Raw genomic sequence first — 21,681 nt, forward strand, 5'->3', positions numbered from 1 at the left:
CACGCGGCGCATCCCGACATCACACCTTCAAGGCTTCGGCGAGCAGCGTGTTGACCAGATCCTGCTGCGACACGCCGTCGGCCTCTGCGCGCGTACGCAGGGCGTCGATTACGGGCTGGCGCAATTTGACGGGGAAGGACACGAGGCCCGCGGCCTGGTCCAGGCGGCGCTGCTCGCGGCGATCCACCACCGGGGCGGCGGCTGCGGGACGTCCGGCCACAGGGGCGTTCGTCTTGCCCATGATTTTCTTGGCCTTGTTCTTTTCCAGGTCGAACTTGTTCATGATGTCTCGCAAAGCGGTGGGGTGAGGCGAGCGGCATTGTAGGAGATTCCGCAACACCGGCCCCCGCCACGGGCCTCAGCGCTTGCGCTTTCTGATCGCGCCGCGCTCCAGTCGGTAGACGAAAGTGGCGTCCTCGGCACCGCCTGCCTCGTCCGTCACCACGAAGCTCGCGGCATCGATGGCCTTCTGGATGGCGCCAGTCACGAAGCAGAACACGACCTTGCCGTCGGTGCCCCAGACGTCGTTGAGCTTGCGGAACGTCGCGCCATCAAGACCGGCCACGGCCAACGTACCATTGGCGCGGTACACACCTGCATCGTCCTGGGCCCAGCTGTTGGTCGACGTCTCGCCGAGAAACCGGAAGCTGGCCGCATCGAGCTTTGTCTTGCGCTCGCCGCGCAGGTAGACGGTGCGAGCGTCTGCGGCCCAGGCGCCACGCTCGCCGAAAGCCTGGAACGTGGTTGGATCCGCGCCGTCCAGCGGCACGAGGACATCGTCGGGGTGACCGAACGGATGGCTCGTCCTGGCGAACGCGGTCGTGTAGACCCGCTGGTCGTCTTTGCCGTAGGCACGCGCTGTCGGCCATACCGTGAACCGGCCGGGATCGGCCCCTTCGATGCAGTAGCCATTGAAGTACACGGCGCGCGCATCGCGCCCGACGAGGCCGCCCAGCGCCACGAACGTGGCGGGGTCGGCGCCCGCGATGCGGCGCCAGCGGCAGAAGACGTGCCGGGTATCGCGCGCATGCTGCTCGTCCAGGCCTGAGAACGCGGCGGGATCCGCGCCGGCCAGACGATGAAACACCTCGTCCGTGCCGCGCATGCTGGCGAGCGTCTCGTGATGGAACACCGCCGTGGCGCTGCGATACCACGGGCCGCCAAACGGCTCGGCATCCTTGGCTGAGCCGTCGTCATCGGGATGCCACCAGCCCACCACGTCGCCGTGATGCTTGAGCAGCCAGTCCTTCAGCCGCATATCGTGCTCGTCGTGCAGCGAATACCCGACCAGCGCACGATCCTTCTGGTCGTTTGCACGGGACAGGGTCTCGCCCAGATGGAAGAGATTGTCCTTGTCGGCGACGAAGTCGCCATTGGCCACCAGCGTCTGCACATCGATCTCGTCGAAGTAATGAAAGTGCGACCCGCGCTTCACATAGAGCCGGTGGCGATCCTTGGCGAAGAAGGTGCTGTTCGGCACCAGCCCGAACGTGCTGGCGTCCGCGCCCGGAATGGGCCGGTCCTCGAGGTACACCGTCTGTGAATCGAGTCCGTAGTCATCATCGAGCACCCGGAAATACTCGGCGTCCGCGGTGACGAAGCGCGCCTTGCCATCGCGCGCATGGAACCACCAGATGCCGGTCGCATCACGCAGGTAACCGGCCCAGAGGTAGCCGTCGACGAACGCCTGGACGACGGCGAAGCCTTCGGCACACAATCCGCCGCGAATGGGTCGGGGCGTGGCGCCCGGCTCGGCGACAAGCTCGACCTTGCCGGCGCGCACAACGAAGGGAGCATCCATGATCGCGTATTCCTGACAGCGCAAAGGCGCGCCGGACTCTGCGCGCGCATGGCAGCAAAGCATCGGGTCGCGAGCGCAACATCCAGTGAGAGACTAGGCGGCAGCTGCACGAGCAGGTAGCCAAGCTTGTTTCCCAGGCCAGCGATGTCAGCCAGAAAGCCCTGCAATCCAGGCTCGACGCCCGCTAGCCGCGCATCGTGCGTGATGGCACGTGGGAGCTTCACGCTGAAGCGAAAGTCTTCCGGCACGCTCGCCGCCCAGCGGGCATAGGTGTCTGGACGGTGGGAACGGTAGAAAGAGGAGTTGATCTCCACACAGGAGAACACTCGGGCATAGCGCTCGAGGTGGCTGCCATCTGCGGGAAATTGACTGGCCACGCCCGAAGCCAGCGACCAGCCCGCGCACCCGATACGAGGCCGTGACGCCCCCTGTGCAGAATCTTCACCGCGTGCCATGCCGCCCTCCGTCATCGACGCCATGGCACACCTCGCAAGCACGCGTGATGCCTGCTGGCTGCCGTCGAGAACCGCGACGACAACGCCACCCCGCCATTCGCTCGACAGCAGCGCAGCCCGTACACTGGCCCCTTCTCGCGCACCCCGCGTACGTCACCTCTTGCTTGCTGCTGGTTCCATGGACACTGCTTTCATCCTTCTCCTCACCCTCTTCGTCGTGTGGCAGCTGCTGCGCTCGCGGTATCAGCGAGAGCGCATCACCTTCCTCGGCCAACGACTGGCGGGTCTGCAGCTCGAGCGGCACATGGAGACGCTGACAACGGGCTATGCCCGCGCCATCCATGAGCAGGACGAGAGCCGCCAGTTGCAGATCCTGGAGACCTTCGCGCCCGCCGAGCGCGCGGCCGCAGCGCAGATCCAGACGCTCGCCGATGCGATGCAAAAGGCCGATGCGCAGGAGACGGCCATGGGGCCCTTCTCGTTCTGCCTGCCGTATGCGGAGCGATTCGTGCCGGTGCGCATGCGCGACTTCCGTGAGCTCCTGCAGATTCACGCCAAGGGCTTGCGCCACGCCGCTGACAACGACAGTCAGTGGGATCCGAAGACCCGTGCGTTTCACCTCTCGGCCGAGCTGTACCTTTTTCAGCACAGCTGTCATTGGTTCTGCAAATCGCGCGTCGTCGCCGACGCGCGTCTTCAGGTGCGCCATCAACTGACGCACCAGAAGGTGGTCGACTCGGTCTCCGAGCCGACGCGGCTGCGGTATCTGCAGTGGCTGAATGGCGACGCGTGACCCACGCAGGGAAAGGCCCGCGCCACGGCAGCACCGCTGCACGTGGCGTTCAGGTGCGCTCTCCCAGCCGCCCGAGGCGGTCGGAGGCGAGCACGAGCACCCCGCTCGCCGACGGCACCGTCTCGACGAGCGCCCTCGCCACGGCACGAGCTTGCACCGGACGATAGGCGCCGGGGATCACCGGCGCGAAGAGTCTGGCTATCGGCTGCGCGATGCGCTCGCCAAGCCGCAGTGGCTGCGCCAGCCCCTCGCGCGCGCCCAGCAGGAGCGAGGGCTGCGCGATCACGAGGGCATCGAGCGACAAGGCCTTCAACGCGTCTTCGAGCTCGCCCTTTACGCGGTTGTAGAAGACCGATGACCGCGCATTGGCCCCTGCGGCGCTCACAAGCCCGACGCGTCGGGCGCCTGCCTTCACGGCGGCCTGAGCCACCGCCAGGTTGGCGTCCAGATCCACGGCCCTGAAGGCCGGCTGGCTTCCCGCCACCTTGATCGTGGTGCCCAGCGCCAGGTAGACCTCATCGACGGCAGGCAGCACGGGCAACTCGGTGAAGTCCACGCGATGCACGGCAAGCCTGGAATGATCGACGCGCAACGGGCGACGGCTCAGGGCATGGACGACGCCCACTGAGGGCGCTGCGAGCAGGGTCTCCAGGATGTGACCACCCACGAGGCCTGTGGCGCCAGCCAGGAGGATGCGACGCGACTGGGCAGGATGAGGCATGAGAGACTCCAGAAGGGCGGGACAACGCAGGCGTGGACGCCCGACGCATCTTCGCATGGCCTCGGCCACGCTCGTCGCACGTTGACGACGGCGCAGAACACCGCGAGCATGCACGGTCTGCCAACTCGTGGAGGTTCGATGCCTGCCCCGCCCTGCTTTCGCGCCCTCGCACTTGCGGGCTGTCTCGCCCTCGCCGCCCCCTCGATAGCTGCCGATCCGGCAGAAGAGGCGGTGGCAGCGGCCCTCGCCGCCTTGCCTCAGACCGATGCGCCCGAGCAGCGCGATGCCGCCCTGCGCACCCTCCTCCTGCAAGGCGGGCAGGCAGTCCCGGAACTCACGCGTCGTCTGGCCGCGCCCGGCGACGATGCCGAGCGCCAGCAGATCACTTACCTTCTCGGGCTGCTCTATGCCCAGGCCCGCGTGAAAGCAGCGTCGATCGACACACCGCCCGAACTCATCCCTGCGATGGCTACCGCGCTCGATGCCACCGAGTCTCTGCGGCTGCGAGCTAACCTCGCGAACCTTGCAGGCAGTCTCGCACGCCAGGGGGTGGACACCACGGCTTTGGTGCCGTCGCTCCTGACCGTGCTCGCGCACACCGGAAATCCGGGCCTGCGTGCCACGACGTCAGCGGTGATCTCCACGGCACCCGCGGCACTCCCCGTGATCCACGCCGCGCTGCGACAGAGCACGGACGACCGCTTTCGCGGCGATGTCGCCCGCATCCTTCGGGGCACGCCGCTCCCCGACGACGTCGTGGCGGACCTGAGGACGCTGGTGGCCTCGGACCGTCCCGAAGCCCGGCAGGCCGCGGCCCGCACCTTGAAAGACGCCGGCATCCGTGACCCGCAACTGCTCGACGCAGCGCTGCGCGACCTGGCCGCCGCTCGCACGGACATGGAGCTGCTCTTTGCCGTGATCGCGGTGCGCGAGAACAACGATGGCAGCGCACGCACGGCGACGGCCTTGCACGAAGCCATGGACACGGCGCGACGCATTGAGGAGCGGCGCGAGATCGCCGTGGCGTGGGCAGAGATGGGCGAAGTGGGCCGCACCACATTGCTCGACTACCTGGCTCAGACCCAGAATGCCCAGGTCGCCGCCGATCTGGCGATGACACTGACGAGCGACATGCGAGACGATCCGCGCACCCTGGGGGTGCTGGTCGGCCTGATGGCACGCATGGACGACGAACGGCTGAACCGCTTGGTGGAGATTCGGCTTTTCGAGCACCCGGCGCGGGCCCGGGCTGCCATCGACGCGGCGCTGGCCGCCAACGATCTGGACGCTGCGGCGCGCGAACGGCTGACCGGCATGTTGCGCGCCTTGCCGGGGTGACCTAGCCCATGCGTCGATGCTCGTGCGCCCGGCCGGCCACCACCATCACACCGGCCGCGACGAACGCGGCAAGCGCCATATAGACGAGCACGCCACGCGGGCCGAGGCCATCGACGATGACGCCGCCCAGGACCGCCCCCGTCGCGATGGCGACCTGGAACGTCGATGACTGGAGTGCGCCTGCGCTTTCCGCATGATCCGGCGCGGCGCGCGCCGTCCAGGTGGAGATGGCTACCGGCAGCGCGCCAAAGGCGAAACCCCATAGCGCCGTGCCGGCAAAGGCCACGCTCGGCACGTCTCCGATCAGGCTGAGCACCAGGGCAACACCGCCAATGAGAAACGCGGCGCTGGCCACGGCCCACGCCGGACTGCGTGCTGCGATGGCACCGCCGGCGACGTTCCCGAGAAAGCCGCCCAGCCCGAACGCCAGCAGCACGAGCGACACGGTAGCGACGTCCATGCGCGGCACCAGCTCGAGAAACGGCCGGATGAAGGTAAAGCCCGCGAAATGGCCGGACACGACAAGCAAGGTGGCGCCCAGACCAATCAACACCGATCGGCGCGACGCCGTGATCTTGAGCGAGGCCAGGCCCGGGGCCGCGTTGGGCGGCAGCTTGGGCAGCGTCATCACCTGGAGCACCAGCGCCACGGCCCCGATTGCCGAGGCCGCCAGGAACGTGGCGCGCCAGCCCCAGAGATCCCCGAGATAGGCACCCAGCGGCGCCGCGAACACGGTGGCCACCGATACGCCCATGAAGATGAGCGAGATCGCGCGCGGCACCTGCGCGGAGGGCACGAGCCGCAACGCCAGCGCCGCCATCATGGACCAATAACTGCCGAGCGCAAAGCCCAGCAGAGCGCGGGCAACGAGCAGCACGGCCAGACTCGTCGCGTAGGCCGACAGGATGCTGGAGAGAATCAGCATGCCCATCAGCACCCAGACGATCTTCTGGCGATCCAGCCGCCCCGCCCCCAGGATGAGCAGCGGCCCGGCGAGCGCGGCCACCACGGCGGTGGCCGTGATGGCCTGGCCCACCAGGCCGTTGGAGACGCCCAGCTCGAGCGCCATGGGGGTCAGGAGGCTGACCGGCAGGAACTCGGCCGTCACCAGGCCGAATACGCCGAAGGCCAGGGAAAAGACGGCCCACCAGGCCGCGTCGAGGGGAGAGGCAGGCGCGGCTGGCGCCGCGCAGACAGAAACATCAGACATATGTGCGTTCTTCGGCGCCCGCCGAAGGCCTTGTTCAGTACGTGGGGCCGCCACCGGCCAGGGGAAGCGAAGGGAACAACGCCACCGGGGTTGCAGGTCCGTCCTGGTATCGCGGAACCCTTCAAGGACGAGACTTTGCCGCGTTCATTGCCGCTTGATTAGTCGGGAAAGACTTGGATCATTTTCAAGCATTCGGATAAGATCCCGGCGTGGAAACCCTTACCAATCTCGAATCCTTCGTGCGCAGCGCCGAGTGCGGCAGCTTCTCGGCCGCCGCCCGCCGCCTGGCACTCACGCCCGCGGCGGTGAGCCGCAACGTCGCCATGCTGGAACGCAACCTGGGCGTGCGGCTCTTTCACCGCTCCACGCGCAAGCTCACGCTCACAGAGGCTGGCGACACCTTCCTCGCTGCCATCGGCAACAACCTGCAGTCGCTGCAGAACGCGATTCAAGGCGTCGCGCACGACGACGGCCAGCCCGCGGGGGTCCTCAAGATCAGCGTGGCGCCAGCCTTCGGCATGGACTGGCTGTTGCCTTTGCTGCCCGAGTTCCTGCAACGCTACCCGCGCGTGCGGCCGGAATGGCACTTCGAGAACCGCCCGGTGGACCTGGTGGCCGAAGGCTATGACGCGGCCATCGGCGGTGGATTCGAACTGACGCCCGGCGTCGTTGCTCGCACCGTGGCGCCGGTGCACATCATTGCCGTGGCCTCCCCGGCGTATCTTGCAGGCCGGGCGCCGCCGACCGATCCCACAGACCTCATCGACCTGGACGGCATCGCCTTGCGCTCGCAGACGTCCGGGCGCATTCGCACCTGGACGATGCGCAACGCCCAGGGCGACGAGGCCAGCGCCGCGCTGCGCGAGAGCGTCGTCGTCAACGAACCCGCCGCGGTGAGACAGGCCGTGCGCCTGAACCTGGGCGTGGCGCTCGCGGCCGTGTGCGACGTGCAGCCTTGCATCGCGAGCGGCGAGCTCGTGCGCGTGCTCCCGGACTGGTGGGCCGAGGCCGGCGTGATCTCGCTGTACTACGCGAGCCGGGATCTGCTGCCCGGCAAGACCCGCGCGTTCGTGGACTTCGTGGTCGAGACCTTCGCGCGCGAGCAGTACATGCAGCGCTTCTCGGCAAACTCTGCACCCACGAACTCGCGATGACGCACTGGCTCTGACAAGGAATTCCTGTATGCCATTCAAGCCGCCCTGGGTCTGGATCCGCGAGGATTGGGAGGCAAAGCAGCGTCGCTTTCGAGAGCCCGCCAAGCCGCCCACGCGGGCGATGAGCTGGCTCAAATGGCTCGGGATCGGCATCCTGCTGATCGTCCTGACGCCCGTTGCCCTGGTGCTGCTCGCGATCGCCCTGGTCGTTGGCGACTTTTTCTTCGTGAATGCCCCCGTGAGCACGCCGATGACCGTCGACGTCAGCGGCAATACCGTGGTCCTCGAGCGCCGAGCAGCCCACATCTTCCTGGGTGAATACCGGCGCGCCATCGTCGTCGTTCGCGATGGCCGGGAGGTCGGGCGAGCCCCGTTGCCCTTGGACAGCGGCGGCGGCGGTCACATGCATGTCTACCAGATCGACGACCACACCCTGGTGCTGTACGACCGATTCGGCGCCGTCGCCTTGCACCTGCATGACGCCAGCGTGAGCAGCCCTCGACACTTGCCGGATGACCGCAAGCCCGGCACCTATCTCGGCGCGTTCGACCGCATGCAGGATGGCACACGCAAGACGTACCGTTTCGTGCCCGCGGCTGAACGTCCGGCACAACCGATACGCATGCCCATACCCGGCAGTGAATGGCCGGGGAAACCCGAGGTCGGCCACCCCGGGATGCTCAGCGCCTCACTCACCAGCGTTGACAGGCGTGTCGCACTGCCGCTGCCCGCGCCTTAACGGCCGGCCAATGCCACGGCGTCCGCACCTGCCGACAGGTGCATCGGGCAGGACAGATCCGTCGCCGCACGCCATACCGCGGCCACGACGTCCGGGGTCTCGGTCACGGGCTCGCTCGACGCGGCCCAGCCGGCGAATACGCGCTGCGCCAGGTTGGCATACGGTTCGGGGATGGCTCCCATCCGGGCGCGCGCGTTGTCTCCGAAGCGGGTGTCCGGCGCGCGGCCCGGCAGCACCAGCTTGACGTGAATGTTGAAGGGCTCGAGCTCCAAAGCCAGGGACTCGCTGAACGCGTTCACCGCCGCCTTGCTGCCCGTGTAGACAGCCAGCAGGGGCAAGGGCATCAAGGTGACGCTGGACGTGACGTTCACGATCGTGCCCGCCCCACGCTCGCGAAACTGCGGCAGCACTGCCTGGATCATCGCGATCGTGCCGAGGGTATTGGCCTCGAACACGTCGCGCACGGTCGGCATCGGCGTGCCTTCCAGCGCGTTCAGCATGCCGATCCCAGCGTTGTTCACCAGCACGTCGATCGGCCCGGCTTGCGCCACCGCCCGGCGGATGCTTTCGGCATCCGTGACGTCCAGCGGCAATACACGCAAATGTTCTGACAATGGCAGGAGATCCGCGCGAAGCGTACGCATCGTGGCGACCACCTTCCAGCCGTGGTCGAGGAAGTGCCGGGCGGTCTCCAGGCCAAAGCCGGACGAGCAGCCCGTGATCAGGATGGTTTTCATGATGCGCCTCTTCAAGTGTCGGTAGACGCACTGTAGACCGCATGATCCGTACTATCTACAATAGAAAATCCTTTTTATTGTTCTCAACGTACAGCCATGACCGATCCACTGGCCGAGATGGTGCAACTGCTTCAGCCGGGCGCGCCCTTCTCCAAGGTGGTGAGCGCTGCGGGACGCTGGCGTGTTCACCGCCCGGAGCCGGACAAGACCTTCTATGGCGTGAATCTGGAAGGCCGCTGCCGGCTGGACGCCGAAGGACAGGCGCCCATCGTCCTCGAGCCGGGCGACTTCATCCTGATCCCGTCCACGCAAGGCTTCTCGATGTCCAGCCTCGAGTCGGCACCGGAAGACACCGATTCCGTGCCGGTGGCGCTGGGCCATGGCGAGTTTCGCCTGGGCGAGCCCGATGGGCCGCCGGACGTGCGATACCTCGTGGGCTATTGCGTCTTTGGCGCGCCCGACGCATCCCTGCTCGTGCCGCTGTTGCCACGGCTCATCCACGTGCGGGGCGAGCCGCGGCTCACCACGCTGGTGCAGCTGGTGACCGACGAGTGCCGCGCGCAGCGCCCTGCGCGCGACGTGATCCTCGCGCGCTTGCTGGAGGTCCTGTTCGTCGAGGCGCTGCGCTCCACCGCAGGTACCTCGGCGTCGTCTGGCCTGCTACGCGGGCTCGCGGACGAGCGGCTTGCTGTCGCGTTGCGCCGGCTGCACGAAGCGCCCACGCGTGCCTGGACGGTGGAACAACTCGCCGACGAAGCAGCGCTGTCGCGCACCGCGTTCTTCCAGCGCTTTCAGCGCGTCATGGGCATGGCACCGATGGCCTACCTGCTCACGTGGCGCATGGCGTTGGCCAAGCACCTGCTCAGACAAGGCCAGGCCAGCGTGGCCGAGATCGCAGAGCGCGTGGGCTACCGCTCGGTGAACACGTTTGGCGTTGCCTTCACGCGGCATGTGGGCATGCCGCCCCGGCGCTATGCCACACAAGCGCTGCGCGACACCGCCAGCGAGGATGTCGGCCTGCTTACGCCTCGCCTCCTGCCATCGATGGCCGCCGCCTGACCAACGTCCACAAGAGGCCGCATACCAGCACAGCCGCCGCCAGGTTATAGGACATCCCCCAGACGAAGGCCCGTGCATGAGCCGTCGCGGTGGCACCGTCCGCGTCGAGCGCGGCGGCGAAGAGGATGCCCACGACAGCCACGCCCAGCGCAGCGCCCACCTGCTGCACGGTAGAGATCACGCCTGAGGCCATGCCGGCCTGCCGTGCATCGACGAAGCCCAGCACCAGGTTCAGCAAGGGCGTCATGATGACGGCCTGGGCAGCGCCAACCACGACCAGCGTGGGAATCAGATGGGCAGGCACGAGGCTCGCACCGGGGACATGCACCTGGACGATGAGCACACCGAACGACACCGCGTACATCAACGCACCGACGGCCAGCACGCGCGTGCCCCAGCGGCTCACCCACCTCGGTGCCATCAGGGATGCCGCGACGAAGGCCACGCTGCACGGCGCGAAGAGACGTCCAGCGGCGAACGGGTCCAACCCCAACCCGGATTGCATCAGCAACGCGAAGCACAGGAAGAACGAGCTCGAGGTCGAGTACACCAGCATCACCAGCAGCGTGCCGCGGCCAAAGCCGCGCTGCGTGAGCAGCTGCATGTCCACCAACGGCACGCCACCGGTCTGGCGCCGACGCTCCTGCTGCACATAGAAGGCACGCAGCAGCACGCCGGCACCGGCGATCGATGCCCCAGTCCACAGAGGCCAGCCCTGGCCCGGTCCTTCCAGCAGTGGGACGAGCAGGCAAGCAAGCGCGGCACTCACCAGGATGACGCCCGGCAAATCCAGACCCACGCCATGCGGTGCCCGAGATTCCGGCACCCAGCGTGCGACGGCAATGGCCACGGCCCCGATGGGCACATTGATGAGAAAGATGCTGCGCCAGCCCCAGCCGAAGAGGTCCGCGTGCACCAGCCAGCCGCCCAGCACCTGCCCGGCGATGGCCGCCAAGCCCAGCGTCATGCCCAGCAGGCCAAACGCCTTGCGGCCATCGGCGCCATCGAAGCTCACGCGGATCGTGGCGTAGACCTGTGGGAACAAGAGGGCGGCTGCCAGCCCTTGCAGCACACGCGCCGCGATCAGCACCCCGGTGTCGGGCGCCAAACCGCATAGCGCCGAGGCCAACGTGAATCCGGCCATGCCCACGATGAAGAGTCGACGGCGACCGAACATGTCACCCATGCGCCCGCCGGTGATCAGCAGCACCCCGAACGCCAACTCGTAGCCTGCCACGATGAACCCGATCTGCGCGAAGCTCGCCCCGAGGTCCGACTGCATGCTGGGGATGGCCACGTTGACCACGAAGAGATCGAAGATCGTGACGAAGCCTGCAAGCAGCAGGACAGCCAGCCCCAACCAGGGCCGGGGCGAACGAGCGTGGACAGCGGAAGCATGCGACATGGCCTGTGCCGGTGAGGTGAAGAGGCCGCCATTCTGTGGCCGCATTTAGGCCATTACAATTTAGCCACTTATACTATTACTACCAGCAATCATGCCTCGTCTTGACCGCACCCGAGAGGAGCTTGCCGCGTTTCTGCGCGCGAGGCGCGAGCGCGTGTCGCCCGATGACGTCGGCTTGCCCACCGGCACACGCCGACGCACGCCAGGGCTGCGTCGCGAAGAAGTCGCCGCCCTCGCCGGGGTGGGTCTCACCTGGTATACGTGGCTGGAACAGGGACGCGAGATCAGCGTGTCGGCGGCGTTCCTGGACAATCTGACGCGTGTGCTGCGCCTGGACGCGGCCGAGCGCCGCCATCTCTTTCTCCTGGTGCACGGCCGCCCGCCGGTCGAGCCCGGCAAGACCTGGTGTGTGGTGCCGCACCTCGTCACGCGCTTGATGCATGATCTGGCCCCGCACGCGGCATACGTGTTAAATCTGCGCTGGGATGTGCTCGTCGCCAATACTGCGGCAAACGCCTTGTTCGGGTTTGATCAACACCCGCCCGCTGACCGAAACCTGCTGTGGCTGCTCTTTACGGATCCGACGCTGCGCGAGCGCTTCGATGACTGGGAAGCGCAAGCACCCGCGATGCTGAGCAGCTTTCGTCGGGATTACGTGCGCGCCACGCAGGATGCGGACACCGTGGCGCTCGTGCAGACGCTGCGCGACGTGTCACCGGCGTTTCGCACGGCGTGGGATCGACAGGACGTCCACGCGCCGTGCGAGGGGCAGCGGCGCCTGCGCATCGAGGGCGCCCTCCAGATATACGAACACACCACGCTCACGATCGATGCTGACAGGCATTTACGCCTGGTGGTGTACGCCAGGCAGGAAGCGCCCTGCCCTCAGGTCTGTTGATACACCGCCACGACCCGGTCAAAGCGGTGAGCAGCCAGGTCGTCGGTGCGGATCACGAAGTACACCGTGCCCTCGCCCAGGCTGCCGCCACTCCAGTCCGCCAGGTCCACCTGGAGCAACAGGCGCCAGTCCTGGGCCTGCGTGAAAATGCGGCTGCGCTCGCGCTTCCAGGTGTCGCGATCGAGGAACTCCTCGCCAAACTCGGTGGTGATCACCGCCTGAAAACGCGGATCGTCCTGCTCGGGCGTCGGGCTACCGAGTAGCTGGTGGCGTCGCCAGCGCTCGGCGGGATAGGCAAGGTCGAGGCTGTCGCGCATCTCGTCGTAGGCCTCGGCAAAGGCTTCTGCCGCCTCGTCCTGGGACTCGCCACGGTAATAGGCCTGCAATGCCGGGAGCCCGGCCATCTCCAACGAGGCCGGATCCGGCACGCCCCATCCTGCCGTCAGCGACACCGGTCGCGCCGGCGCGCCATAGTTCGTGCCCTGGGGTGCCTCGGGCGCTGGCTGATTGAACTCGCGGCGAATGTCCTCATGCATCCGGGCTTCGGCCTGCGCCGCTTCCACCAGATCCGGCGGCATGGCCAGCGGCCGAAGCGCCGCGGCCGGAGCATCCACCCACATGACGCGCGCCACGCGGGAGCCGGATTCCCAGGGGCCCACCGACAAGTCATAGAAGAAGAGCAGGCGGCCCTGCGACGGCAAGGGCTCGGCCACCTCGCCCAGGGCATGGGCTTCGGCCAGATCGATCTGGCCGATGAAGGCAAACGGCAGGCGTTTCTCGAGATGTGCGCGCATCTCCTTGGCCGCGTCTGGATTGCCACGCTTGGCGATCGCCTCGATGTCGGCCGGCAGATCCGGCCGCGGCCACGGGCTGCCCTCCGGCAATTCGGGGACACCGCCCAGGCGGGAGGCCCTTGCGTGCGTCGTCGGTTCGAGCCCGATGGCAGGCACCAGTGCCTGCGCGACCTGTTGCACCTGATGGGGCGTGAAGAACGTCTGCATGGCCTGCACTGCCAAGTCGGGTGCGTCGAACATCGTGAAGGCATCCTCTGGTTGTATCGCCCGCCGCCGAGCGTCGCTGAGATTTCAACCCGGCACGGGTTTTTCTGTCCGCGACAAAAAGGAAGTGAATGTGAAAGCCGCATCCCCATGCAAACGCGCGGGGCCGCCCACGGTGATGCCCACCGGCCGTCTCCAGACGCTGCCTTGGCGTGGGCCAGTATCATCTGGTCAGGCCGTGCGGCGCGCCAGGGCCGCGCACGCCCCTCACTATTTTCGATTGGACATTCTATGTGGCAGTGCCTCCTGATTGAAGACGACCAAGACAATGCGCGCTATCTGTCCAACGGCCTGACGGAACTCGGCCATATGGTGACGGTGAGCCCGGATGGCGTGAGCGGTCTCGAGAACGCCATGAAGGACAAGTGGGACATCATCATCCTCGACCGCATTCTCCCGAACCACGTGGATGGGCTCTCCATCCTGTCCACGCTGCGGGCCTTGAACAAGAAGACCCCGGTCCTTGTGCTCAGCGCGCTCTCGGCCGTGGATGATCGGGTCGACGGGCTGCGCGCGGGCGGCGACGACTACCTCGTCAAACCCTTCTCGTTCTCTGAACTCGTCGCCCGGCTGGACGCCCTCATCCGACGCACGCGCCCCGAGCTCGAGACCAAGGAGCTGCGTATCGCGGATCTGGTGGTCAACGTCGCCACGCAGAAGGTCCAGCGCGCGGGCACGCCGATATCGCTGCAGCCGCAGGAGTTCCGTCTGCTGGTGTATCTCATGCTCAACCCCCATCGCATCATCACCCGCACCATGCTGCTCGAGACGATCTGGGGATACAGCTTCGATCCGCAGTCCAATGTGATCGACGTCCAGGTGAGCCGGCTGCGCCGCAAGATCGATGGCGGCTCGGCTGTCCCCTTGATCCACACGATCCGCGGCACGGGCTACATCCTGTCCGATACCCATGGGCCTGGCCAGGCCGGCTCCTGCAACCCATGAGTCAGCCCCTCAAGCACCTCTGGAACTCGATCTCGTTTCGCCTGACGCTGAACTACGGCCTGCTCGCGACGCTGACGACGCTGATCCTGATCGCTTTCATCTCGGTGCAATTTCTCGCTGCCCTGCGCGCCGAATACACCCGCCAGATCGATGCCACCGCGCAGCGCCTCGTAGTCGCCTACGAAGATGGTGGACGCGACGCGCTGGTTGAAGCCATCGAGCTCACGCTATCGGACCGTATTGCCGCGGATCGCAAGGTGTACTTGCTCAACGATGAGAATGGCCGCAGGCTTACCGGTAATCTGGACCTGGCGAGCATCGTCTCCCCCTTCTCTCCAACGCACCGACACCTGCATACGCAGAGGCTGGCGGGCGGCGAGACGCTCGTGATTGGCCACCCGTCAACGGAGATCGGCAACATCTCCTCGCTGATTGGCAAAGCAGCCGCCGCGGCTATCCTGCTCGCCGTGATCCTCGTGCTCGTCGGCACCTATCTCTTTCGGCGTGAACTCGCCCACCGCGTCAACCACATCCGGCGCATCACGCAGAAGATCGGGGCAGGACAATTGTCGAACCGGATCCCGGCCGCGACGGGCGACGACGAGTTCACGCTGCTCAGCGGCGACATCAACGTGATGCTGGACCGCATCGAGCTCCTGATGAAGAGTGCGCGGCACATCTCGGACACCATCGCGCACAATCTTCGCACGCCGCTCACCCGCACCGTGGGCGCGCTGCGCGAGGCGCAGCAGCCGGGCACGCCTCAGGCAGCGGTGCTGGAGGCCAATCGCCAGGCCATCCGGAACATCGAGACGCTGAACGTGTTGCTGGAGAAGCTGCTGCAGATCGCGGAGATGGAAGCGGGCATCCAGCGGCGCACGTTCAAGCGCTGTGATCTGGGCGTCATCGTGAACGACGTGATCGAGATGTACGAGACGCTGGCCGAGGACAGGGGGAAGCGTCTGACGTGCACGACGCTGGAGAACATCACCCTGCATGGCGATGCCAACCTGATTGCCAGTGCGCTCGCCAATCTCGTGGACAACGCGGTCAAGTATGGGCATCGGGAGGTGCGCGTGGCGGTGACGCGGCTAGGGTCGACGGCACGCATCGTGATCGAGGATGATGGCCCGGGGATCGATGCCGCTGAACACGAACATCTGGGCAAGCACTTCTATCGCTCGGATCCGTCCTCCGAAGGACACGGCCTGGGCCTGACGAGCGTGATGAGCATTGTCGGCCTGCACTGCGGCACCCTGGCCTTCTCGGATGCGCGGCCTGGGTTGCGGGTAATCGTCTCACTGCCGATCAACCCGCAAGCCTGATCTGGGAAAACCGATCTGCGGCTGGCTCGGAACCCGAGGGTTGACCGAGCCAGCGTGTCCTCAGCTGGACTTGACCGATTCCGTGGCGATCGACACGGCGGAGCGCTGACGCACAGTGCTCCAGATACCCCACACGAGCAGCACGAGCGTGATGACGAGCAGCCACAGGCTGATCGGACGCGACACGAACGCCGCGCCGATGTCGCCCCGGGCCAGCAGCATGGCGCGCCGGAAGTTTTCCTCCAGCATGGGGCCGAGCACGTAGCCGAGCAGCAGCGGCGCGGGCTCGAAGGCCAGCACGCGCAGGATGTAGCCGGCAATGCCGAACAACATGACCGCATACACGTCGAAGACGTTGTTGTTGACGCCATACACCCCGATGCAGACGAACATGACAATCGCCGGGTAAAGGATGTGGTAGGGGATCGTCAGCACGCGGACCCACACGCCAATCATCGGCACGTTCAGGATCACGAGGAGGATGTTGCCGATCCAGAAGCTCATGATCAGGCCCCAGAACATCGCGGGCTGCTCGGTGAGCATGCTCGGGCCAGGCTGGATGCCGTGGATCATCAGCGCACCGATGATGAGCGCCATCGTCACGCTGCCCGGGATGCCCAGGGTGAGCGTGGGGATGAACGAGGCCATGTCGGACGCGCTGTTGGCCGTCTCGGGCGCCATGATGCCCTCGATGGTGCCGTGGCCAAAGCGCTCGGGGTGCTTGGACATGCGCTTTTCCACGGCATAGGCCATGAAGGCCGCCACGGTGGGGCCGACACCGGGCAGCACGCCCAGCATCGCACCGATGCTTGACCCCCGGGCCATGCCGCTCCAGGAGCGCTTGACCTCATCCCGCGTGGGCAGCATCGACTTCATCGAGACGTCGACCTCGCGATCGGCCGCCTTCACGTGGTTCACGCTGGCGATGATCTCGGTGATACCGAACAGCCCCATGGCCAGCGCCACGATGCCCACACCGTCCATCAACTCCGGGAAGTTGAGGGTGAAGCGAGACACACCCGAGTTCACGTCCGTGCCGACGAGGCCGAGCATGACGCCTGCCACGACCATGGTGACGCCCTTCATGGCCGAACCAGACGAGACGACCGAGGCGGCGACCAGGCCCAGCACCATCATCGCGAAGTATTCGGAAGGACCGAACTTGAACGCGACGCTGGCGATGGGCTCGGCAAAGAGCATCAGCAGCACGATGCCGGCGCTGGCCCCGACGAAGGAGGCGACCGTTGTCATCAGCAGCGCGACGCCAGCCCGCCCCTGCTTGGCCATGGGAAAGCCGTCCAGACACGTCACCGCGTTGGCCGGGGTGCCGGGCAAGTTCAGCAGGATCGAGGCTGTCGAGCCGCCGTAGGTACTGCCATACCAGATCCCCGCGAGCATGATCAGCGCGGCGGTGGGGTCCAGGTGATAGGTGATCGGAAAGAGCAGCGACATCGTCGCGAGCGTCCCGACCCCGGGGATCACGCCGATCAGCGTGCCGAGGCTGACCCCGACCACGCACCAGAGAAGATTGTTCCAGGCGAGCGCGGTCCCGAGACCGAGCACGATATTGCCGAAAAGACCATCCATCGTATGCTTCCTACCAGGGCCAGGCGATGACCGGCACAATCAGACCAAGACCCACTTTGAAGATGAGGGTCGCGAGGATAGCCACGCTCGCGGCCAGCACGAGCGAGCCTTTCCAGGAGAGCTTGCTGTCGGCCATGCCGGACAGCAAGGTCTGCACGATGATGGCCGGGATCATGCCGAACGGGACGAGCAGCAGCGCGAACGCGAGCACGGAGAGGCTGATGAAAACGAGCGGCCGCATCTCGAGCTTCGGCATCACCCCAGCGCGAAAGAAGGCGGGGATCATGATGATCAGACCGCAGAGGATCAGAAGGCCGCTCACCAGGGCGGGGAAGTAGCCCGGCCCCATGCGGGCGAGCGTGCCCACCTGGAACGCGGTCAGTGAGTGGTACATGGTCCCGATGCCGGCCAGCGTAATCAATACGCCGCCGATCAAGTCGCGGTAATCGACTCGACGCATGTCGGTGTCTCCTTTGGAATTTTTGCCGATTGCAGCTCCGGCAAGATGCACGAAACGTCGGCCGCATTATCCCTTCGGGCGGGCAACACGCGTCAAGTTAGCGTTTCATGACCGATTGGTCATGTTGGCGAAAAGACCTGGATCGACGACCCGCCGAGGCAGGGTTAGCCGTAAGCCGGCAAGCTGCGGGGACAACCGCTGAGTTCGCGCACACAGGGTGGCTCTCACCTGTCGGGTCTGAAACCTGCGGCGCGGCTCCGGAATACGGATCACGTACTTCCTACAGCACAGCATGACGGGCGTAGCCCCCATCCCCTGCAAGACGTCCCAACCGGCTGGCAAGCCGCGCGCCACTGCGCCCGCCGTCACGCTGCGTCTGGTGCTGGGCGATCAACTCAACCCGCATCACAGCTGGTTCGGCCACGTCGACCCAGAGGTCGTCTATGTGCTGATGGAGGTGCGCAGCGAGACGGATTACGTGCTGCACCATGCGCAGAAGATCCTCGCGATCTTCGCCGCCATGCGCGAGTTCGGCAGGCAGCTGCGTGCCGCTGGTCACCGCGTGCGCTACGTAAAGCTGGATGATCCGAGCAATCGACAGGCCATCACCGGCAATCTGGACGCGCTGGCGGTGCACTACGAGGCGCGGCAGGTGCAGTGGCAACAGCCAGACGAATGGCGACTGGATCGCGCGCTCGCGGACTGGGGCGCGTCGCATGATCTGGCCTGCACGGCAGTGGACACGGAACACTTCCTGACGGGCCGTGGGGATCTTGCCGAGATGATGGGCGAACGGCCGCAATGGCTGATGGAAGATTTCTACCGCCAGATGCGCCGCCGCTGGCAACTGCTGCTCACGCCGCAGGGCAAGCCCGAAGGCGGCCAGTGGAACTACGACCATGACAACCGCAAACGCTGGCCGGGCACACCGCCTGAGCCTCCGGACTGGCGACCTACCCACGACCACAGCGCGTTGTGGGCGATGGTGGAGCAAACCGGGGTAAAGAGCTTCGGCAACCCGCAGGCTGCCGCGATGCGCTGGCCCGTGAATCGCGAGGAGGCCCTGCAATGCCTCGATGCCTTCATCGACACCGCCCTGCCAAACTTCGGCGCTTATGAAGACGCCCTGGCGAGCGAGGCGCCACGCCTCTTTCACTCGCTCCTGTCCTTTGCGCTCAACGTGAAAATGCTGCATCCGCTGGAGGTGGTGCAGCGCGCCGAAGACGCCTCTCGCGCGGGCAAGGCCCCGCTCGCGGCCACGGAGGGCTTCGTGCGGCAGATCATTGGCTGGCGCGAATACGTGCGCGGGATCTACTGGTCGCACATGCCGGGGTACGACGCGCAGAACGCCCTGGGCCATCACACCCCGCTGCCGCACTGGTTCTGGAGTGGCGACACCCGCATGCGCTGCCTGCACCTGGCGATCACTCAGTCCCTGGAGACGGCGCACGCTCATCACATCCAGCGGCTGATGGTGATTGGCAACTTCGCCCTGCTGGCAGGGCTGGATCCGAAGGAGCTGCACCACTGGTACCTGGGCATCTACATTGACGCCTTCGAATGGGTGGAGCTGCCGAATACCCTCGGCATGAGCCAGCGCGCCGATGGCGGCGTGATCGCTACCAAGCCATACGTGAGCAGTGCGGCCTACGTGAACCGCATGAGCGACTACTGCCGTGGCTGTGCGTACGATCCGAAGCAGAGGACAGGAGACGGCGCCTGTCCGTTCAACGCGCTGTACTGGGATTTCTTCGCGCGCCACGCCGACGTCTTCCAGGACAATCCACGGTTGCGCATGGTGTATAGGCAGCTCGAGAAGATGCCGGAGGATCAGCTAGGGGCCATCCAACAGCATGCCGCGCTAGTGCGCCGAGACGTCGACCGTCTATAAATACAGCGCCCCTTTTCTAACGCCTGCGCAACCACCGGGTCAGCCAGCCAGGTTTGCGTGAAGATGACACAGGTGGCAGGTCAGCGACTGACGTCGGCGGCAACCACTCGCTTGCCGCCTCGACGGGGGCCGTCTTCACCACCGCCTGCGGCCCTTCGATGTCCCACCCGATCACGCAACAGCCGCAGCCCGTGTTGTGCACCCACGTCAGCTGATCGACGTACGCTAGGATCCATTGTTCGGTCCTCGCCACGAGGTCTTCGTCGCGGATGTCCACGCACAGGCTGGCGCGCGTGGCGCCAGGGACGATATGCGGTGGTACAGGATCATCGCGTAGGTAGATCGCCCGCAGGGCGTCGTCTTCGGTCATGACGGATAGGCTATAGCAGTTCCTAGACAATAGATAGGCGACACCGCGTCACGCCTGACATCACTCGCGGAGGAACACCCATATGAGCAACGCATCCGGGACCGTGCTGGTCACTGGCGGCAGCCGCGGCATCGGCGCAGAGGCCGTCCTCCTCCTCGCCCGTGAGGGCCACGACGTGGTCTTTACCTACCGGGAGCGTGCTGAGGCGGCCGAGACGGTGGTGCGACAGGTGCACGCGCTGGGTGGCCGTGCCTGGGCGGTCCAGGCGGACATGGCCGCCCCCGATGCGCCAGAGCGTGTGCTGGCGCAGATGCCGCCCGACGCCGCGCCCCTGGTCGGCCTGGTGAACAACGCCGGCATCACCGGCCCGCTCGGCACGTTCGCCGACACGGCCCTGGACACCATGCGCCGCGTGCTGGAAGTCAACGTGCTCGGTCTGTATGCCCTCACCCAGGCGGTGGTAAGGCACTGGCTGGCGCAGGGCCAGCCGGGCGTGATCGTGAATGTGTCGTCTGCCGCGGCCACGCTTGGCTCGCCCGGGGAATACGTGCACTACGCCGCGTCCAAGGCTGCCGTCGAAACCTTTACCCTGGGGCTGGGCAAGGAGCTCGCGCCCCATGGCATCCGGGTCAATTGCGTCTCGCCGGGCACCAGCTTGACCGAGATCCATGCCATCGCCGGCGACGCCAACAAGCCAGCGCGCGTGGCGTCCCGGATCCCGCAGGGACGGGCTGGTGAACCGCAGGAGATCGCCGAGGCCATCGTGTGGCTGCTGTCGCCCCGGTCGTCCTACGTGACGGGCACGGTGTTGCGGGTGGCGGGCGGGTTGTGAGCTCCGTGGGGCTCACGCGAGTGGGGACCGCGCCAACGAGGAAAGCGCGTTGACGCTGCACGGCGTCACGCCACTTCAATTTACTATCTAACATTATATTTTTTTATATAATATTGGCATTGTCTCGGCCTCTCGTCTCCAGCCATGTCCCTCTCAGCTGTCGTCGTCCCACCCGACGCCCTGCGCCAAGCCGCCGGCACGGCGGTCAGCACGCTGCGATTACTCGCCAACGAAGATCGCCTTCTGCTGCTCTGCCAGCTGTCCCAGGGGGAGATGTGCGTGGGTGACCTTGAACGCACGCTGGGTATTCGCCAGCCCACGTTGTCGCAACAGCTTGCCGTCCTGCGCCAGGAAGACGTCGTCCATACCCGCCGCGAGGGCAAGCAGATTTACTACCGTGTGGCCGATGCACGCGCGCTCAAGATCCTTGAACTGCTGTACCTGCTCTACTGCCCAAAGGAGTGATCTGATGACGATTGACTGGCTCTCCTTCACACCAGGCTCCGCGTTGGCTGGCGGCGCGCTGATCGGCCTGGCTGCCGCCCTGTTTGTCCTGTTCACTGGACGCATCGCGGGCATCAGCGGCATTCTGGGCGGGCTCTTGCGCCGGCCGGCAACGGGTGCTGGCTGGCGCCTCGTGTTCTTCGGGGGCCTCGTCCTTGCACCGGTCGTGTACGGACTCGTCACCGACTTGCCCCAGTTCCAGATCGATGCCGGCTGGGCCGCCCTGGTGGCCGCCGGCCTGCTCGTGGGCGTGGGCACCCGTTACGGCGCTGGCTGCACCAGCGGACACGGCGTCTGCGGCATTTCGCGCCTGTCGCTTCGCTCGCTCGTGGCAACCGCCGTCTTCATGGGCGCGGGCATCGTCACTGTGTACGTCGTCCGCCACCTCCTGACCTAAGG

At 66.2% G+C, this 21,681-nt stretch carries 22 protein-coding genes and 1 pseudogene; 12 read left to right on the forward strand and 11 right to left on the reverse strand.

The genetic code is table 11. From position 1 onward, the window contains the following. Window positions 1-19: 19 nt before the first annotated feature. From IMZ29_RS14755 to IMZ29_RS14765, 3 genes and pseudogenes are all read right to left on the reverse strand, one after another. Complete coding sequence (locus IMZ29_RS14755; RefSeq protein ID WP_216185453.1) at window positions 20-283, reverse strand: hypothetical protein; 264 nt, start codon at window positions 281-283, stop codon at window positions 20-22. Between the two features lie 75 nt (window positions 284-358). Continuing rightward, the gene (locus IMZ29_RS14760) at window positions 359-1,801 is read right to left on the reverse strand and encodes a DKNYY domain-containing protein (protein ID WP_253207152.1); all 1,443 of its coding nucleotides are present in this window, start codon (window positions 1,799-1,801) and stop codon (window positions 359-361) included. A gap of 56 nt (window positions 1,802-1,857) precedes the next feature. Further along, window positions 1,858-2,280: pseudogene (locus IMZ29_RS14765) on the reverse strand (DUF72 domain-containing protein); the annotation flags it as partial. Between the two features lie 154 nt (window positions 2,281-2,434). On the opposite strand from IMZ29_RS14765, the gene IMZ29_RS14770 reads away from it, so the two are divergent. Then, window positions 2,435-3,049: a hypothetical protein gene (locus tag IMZ29_RS14770; RefSeq protein ID WP_216185457.1), complete on the forward strand. Its 615-nt coding sequence runs from the start codon at window positions 2,435-2,437 to the stop codon at window positions 3,047-3,049. Between the two features lie 49 nt (window positions 3,050-3,098). On the opposite strand, the gene IMZ29_RS14775 is transcribed toward IMZ29_RS14770, so the two are convergent. After that, window positions 3,099-3,770 (reverse strand): NAD(P)H-binding protein, encoded by a 672-nt coding sequence (locus IMZ29_RS14775; protein WP_216185459.1) that lies wholly within the window; start codon window positions 3,768-3,770, stop codon window positions 3,099-3,101. Between the two features lie 138 nt (window positions 3,771-3,908). On the opposite strand from IMZ29_RS14775, the gene IMZ29_RS14780 reads away from it, so the two are divergent. Next, entirely contained in the window at window positions 3,909-5,108 is a 1,200-nt protein-coding gene (locus IMZ29_RS14780) for a type 2 periplasmic-binding domain-containing protein (RefSeq protein ID WP_216185461.1), read from the forward strand. Window position 5,109: 1 nt separating this feature from the next. On the opposite strand, the gene IMZ29_RS14785 is transcribed toward IMZ29_RS14780, so the two are convergent. Continuing rightward, on the reverse strand, window positions 5,110-6,318 hold the full coding sequence (locus IMZ29_RS14785) for an MFS transporter (protein ID WP_216185463.1): 1,209 nt from the start codon (window positions 6,316-6,318) through the stop codon (window positions 5,110-5,112). Between the two features lie 209 nt (window positions 6,319-6,527). On the opposite strand from IMZ29_RS14785, the gene IMZ29_RS14790 reads away from it, so the two are divergent. Further along, on the forward strand, window positions 6,528-7,472 hold the full coding sequence (locus IMZ29_RS14790; protein ID WP_216185465.1) for a LysR family transcriptional regulator: 945 nt from the start codon (window positions 6,528-6,530) through the stop codon (window positions 7,470-7,472). A 28-nt stretch (window positions 7,473-7,500) separates the two neighbouring features. Continuing rightward, a complete protein-coding gene (locus tag IMZ29_RS14795; RefSeq protein WP_216185467.1) occupies window positions 7,501-8,211 on the forward strand; it encodes a hypothetical protein in 711 nt (236 codons plus the stop codon). Here IMZ29_RS14795 and IMZ29_RS14800 read toward each other — a convergent pair. Next, window positions 8,208-8,948 carry an SDR family oxidoreductase gene (locus tag IMZ29_RS14800; protein WP_216185469.1) on the reverse strand — a complete coding sequence of 247 codons (741 nt, stop codon included), beginning with the start codon at window positions 8,946-8,948 and terminating at the stop codon, window positions 8,208-8,210. The two genes, IMZ29_RS14795 and IMZ29_RS14800, sit on opposite strands and share 4 nt — an antisense overlap. A 96-nt stretch (window positions 8,949-9,044) precedes the next feature. Between IMZ29_RS14800 and IMZ29_RS14805 the strand changes: the two genes are divergently transcribed. Further along, window positions 9,045-10,007: an AraC family transcriptional regulator gene (locus IMZ29_RS14805; protein WP_216185471.1), complete on the forward strand. Its 963-nt coding sequence runs from the start codon at window positions 9,045-9,047 to the stop codon at window positions 10,005-10,007. Here the strand turns inward: IMZ29_RS14805 and IMZ29_RS14810 are convergent. Continuing rightward, window positions 9,970-11,412: an MFS transporter gene (locus IMZ29_RS14810; protein ID WP_216185473.1), complete on the reverse strand. Its 1,443-nt coding sequence runs from the start codon at window positions 11,410-11,412 to the stop codon at window positions 9,970-9,972. The two genes, IMZ29_RS14805 and IMZ29_RS14810, sit on opposite strands and share 38 nt — an antisense overlap. Before the next feature lie 91 nt (window positions 11,413-11,503). On the opposite strand from IMZ29_RS14810, the gene IMZ29_RS14815 reads away from it, so the two are divergent. After that, a complete protein-coding gene (locus IMZ29_RS14815; protein WP_216185475.1) occupies window positions 11,504-12,310 on the forward strand; it encodes a helix-turn-helix transcriptional regulator in 807 nt (268 codons plus the stop codon). Here IMZ29_RS14815 and IMZ29_RS14820 read toward each other — a convergent pair. Further along, window positions 12,298-13,344, reverse strand: a complete 1,047-nt coding sequence (locus tag IMZ29_RS14820) for a DUF1963 domain-containing protein (RefSeq protein ID WP_216185477.1) — start codon at window positions 13,342-13,344, stop codon at window positions 12,298-12,300. The two genes, IMZ29_RS14815 and IMZ29_RS14820, sit on opposite strands and share 13 nt — an antisense overlap. Before the next feature lie 255 nt (window positions 13,345-13,599). Here IMZ29_RS14820 and IMZ29_RS14825 point away from each other — a divergent pair, with 255 nt between their 5' ends. Together IMZ29_RS14825 and IMZ29_RS14830 are read left to right on the forward strand one after the other, a co-directional pair. Then, window positions 13,600-14,313 (forward strand): response regulator transcription factor, encoded by a 714-nt coding sequence (locus IMZ29_RS14825; protein ID WP_216185479.1) that lies wholly within the window; start codon window positions 13,600-13,602, stop codon window positions 14,311-14,313. Continuing rightward, window positions 14,310-15,638 (forward strand): HAMP domain-containing sensor histidine kinase, encoded by a 1,329-nt coding sequence (locus IMZ29_RS14830; protein ID WP_216185481.1) that lies wholly within the window; start codon window positions 14,310-14,312, stop codon window positions 15,636-15,638. Before IMZ29_RS14825 ends, IMZ29_RS14830 begins: the two co-directional genes overlap by 4 nt. 60 nt (window positions 15,639-15,698) lie before the next feature. On the opposite strand, the gene IMZ29_RS14835 is transcribed toward IMZ29_RS14830, so the two are convergent. Continuing rightward, window positions 15,699-17,225, reverse strand: coding sequence for a tripartite tricarboxylate transporter permease (locus tag IMZ29_RS14835; protein WP_216185483.1), 1,527 nt, complete (start codon window positions 17,223-17,225; stop codon window positions 15,699-15,701). Window positions 17,226-17,235: 10 nt separating this feature from the next. Continuing rightward, window positions 17,236-17,685 (reverse strand): tripartite tricarboxylate transporter TctB family protein, encoded by a 450-nt coding sequence (locus IMZ29_RS14840; RefSeq protein WP_216185484.1) that lies wholly within the window; start codon window positions 17,683-17,685, stop codon window positions 17,236-17,238. A gap of 292 nt (window positions 17,686-17,977) precedes the next feature. On the opposite strand from IMZ29_RS14840, the gene IMZ29_RS14845 reads away from it, so the two are divergent. After that, complete coding sequence (locus IMZ29_RS14845) at window positions 17,978-19,576, forward strand: cryptochrome/photolyase family protein (RefSeq protein ID WP_216185486.1); 1,599 nt, start codon at window positions 17,978-17,980, stop codon at window positions 19,574-19,576. 16 nt (window positions 19,577-19,592) lie between these two features. On the opposite strand, the gene IMZ29_RS14850 is transcribed toward IMZ29_RS14845, so the two are convergent. After that, window positions 19,593-19,946, reverse strand: coding sequence for a hypothetical protein (locus IMZ29_RS14850; RefSeq protein ID WP_216185488.1), 354 nt, complete (start codon window positions 19,944-19,946; stop codon window positions 19,593-19,595). 82 nt (window positions 19,947-20,028) lie between these two features. On the opposite strand from IMZ29_RS14850, the gene IMZ29_RS14855 reads away from it, so the two are divergent. The 3 genes from IMZ29_RS14855 (at window position 20,029) to IMZ29_RS14865 (ending at window position 21,679) form a co-directional block, all read left to right on the forward strand. Next, a complete protein-coding gene (locus tag IMZ29_RS14855) occupies window positions 20,029-20,778 on the forward strand; it encodes an SDR family NAD(P)-dependent oxidoreductase (protein ID WP_216185490.1) in 750 nt (249 codons plus the stop codon). Between the two features lie 144 nt (window positions 20,779-20,922). Then, window positions 20,923-21,243, forward strand: coding sequence for an ArsR/SmtB family transcription factor (locus IMZ29_RS14860; protein WP_216185492.1), 321 nt, complete (start codon window positions 20,923-20,925; stop codon window positions 21,241-21,243). Between the two features lie 4 nt (window positions 21,244-21,247). Further along, window positions 21,248-21,679 carry a YeeE/YedE family protein gene (locus IMZ29_RS14865; protein ID WP_216185494.1) on the forward strand — a complete coding sequence of 144 codons (432 nt, stop codon included), beginning with the start codon at window positions 21,248-21,250 and terminating at the stop codon, window positions 21,677-21,679. Window positions 21,680-21,681: the final 2 nt, after the last annotated feature.

It is taken from the genome of Verticiella alkaliphila (genome assembly GCF_018904615.1).
Classification (GTDB): Bacteria; Pseudomonadota; Gammaproteobacteria; order Burkholderiales; family Burkholderiaceae_B; genus Verticiella; species Verticiella alkaliphila.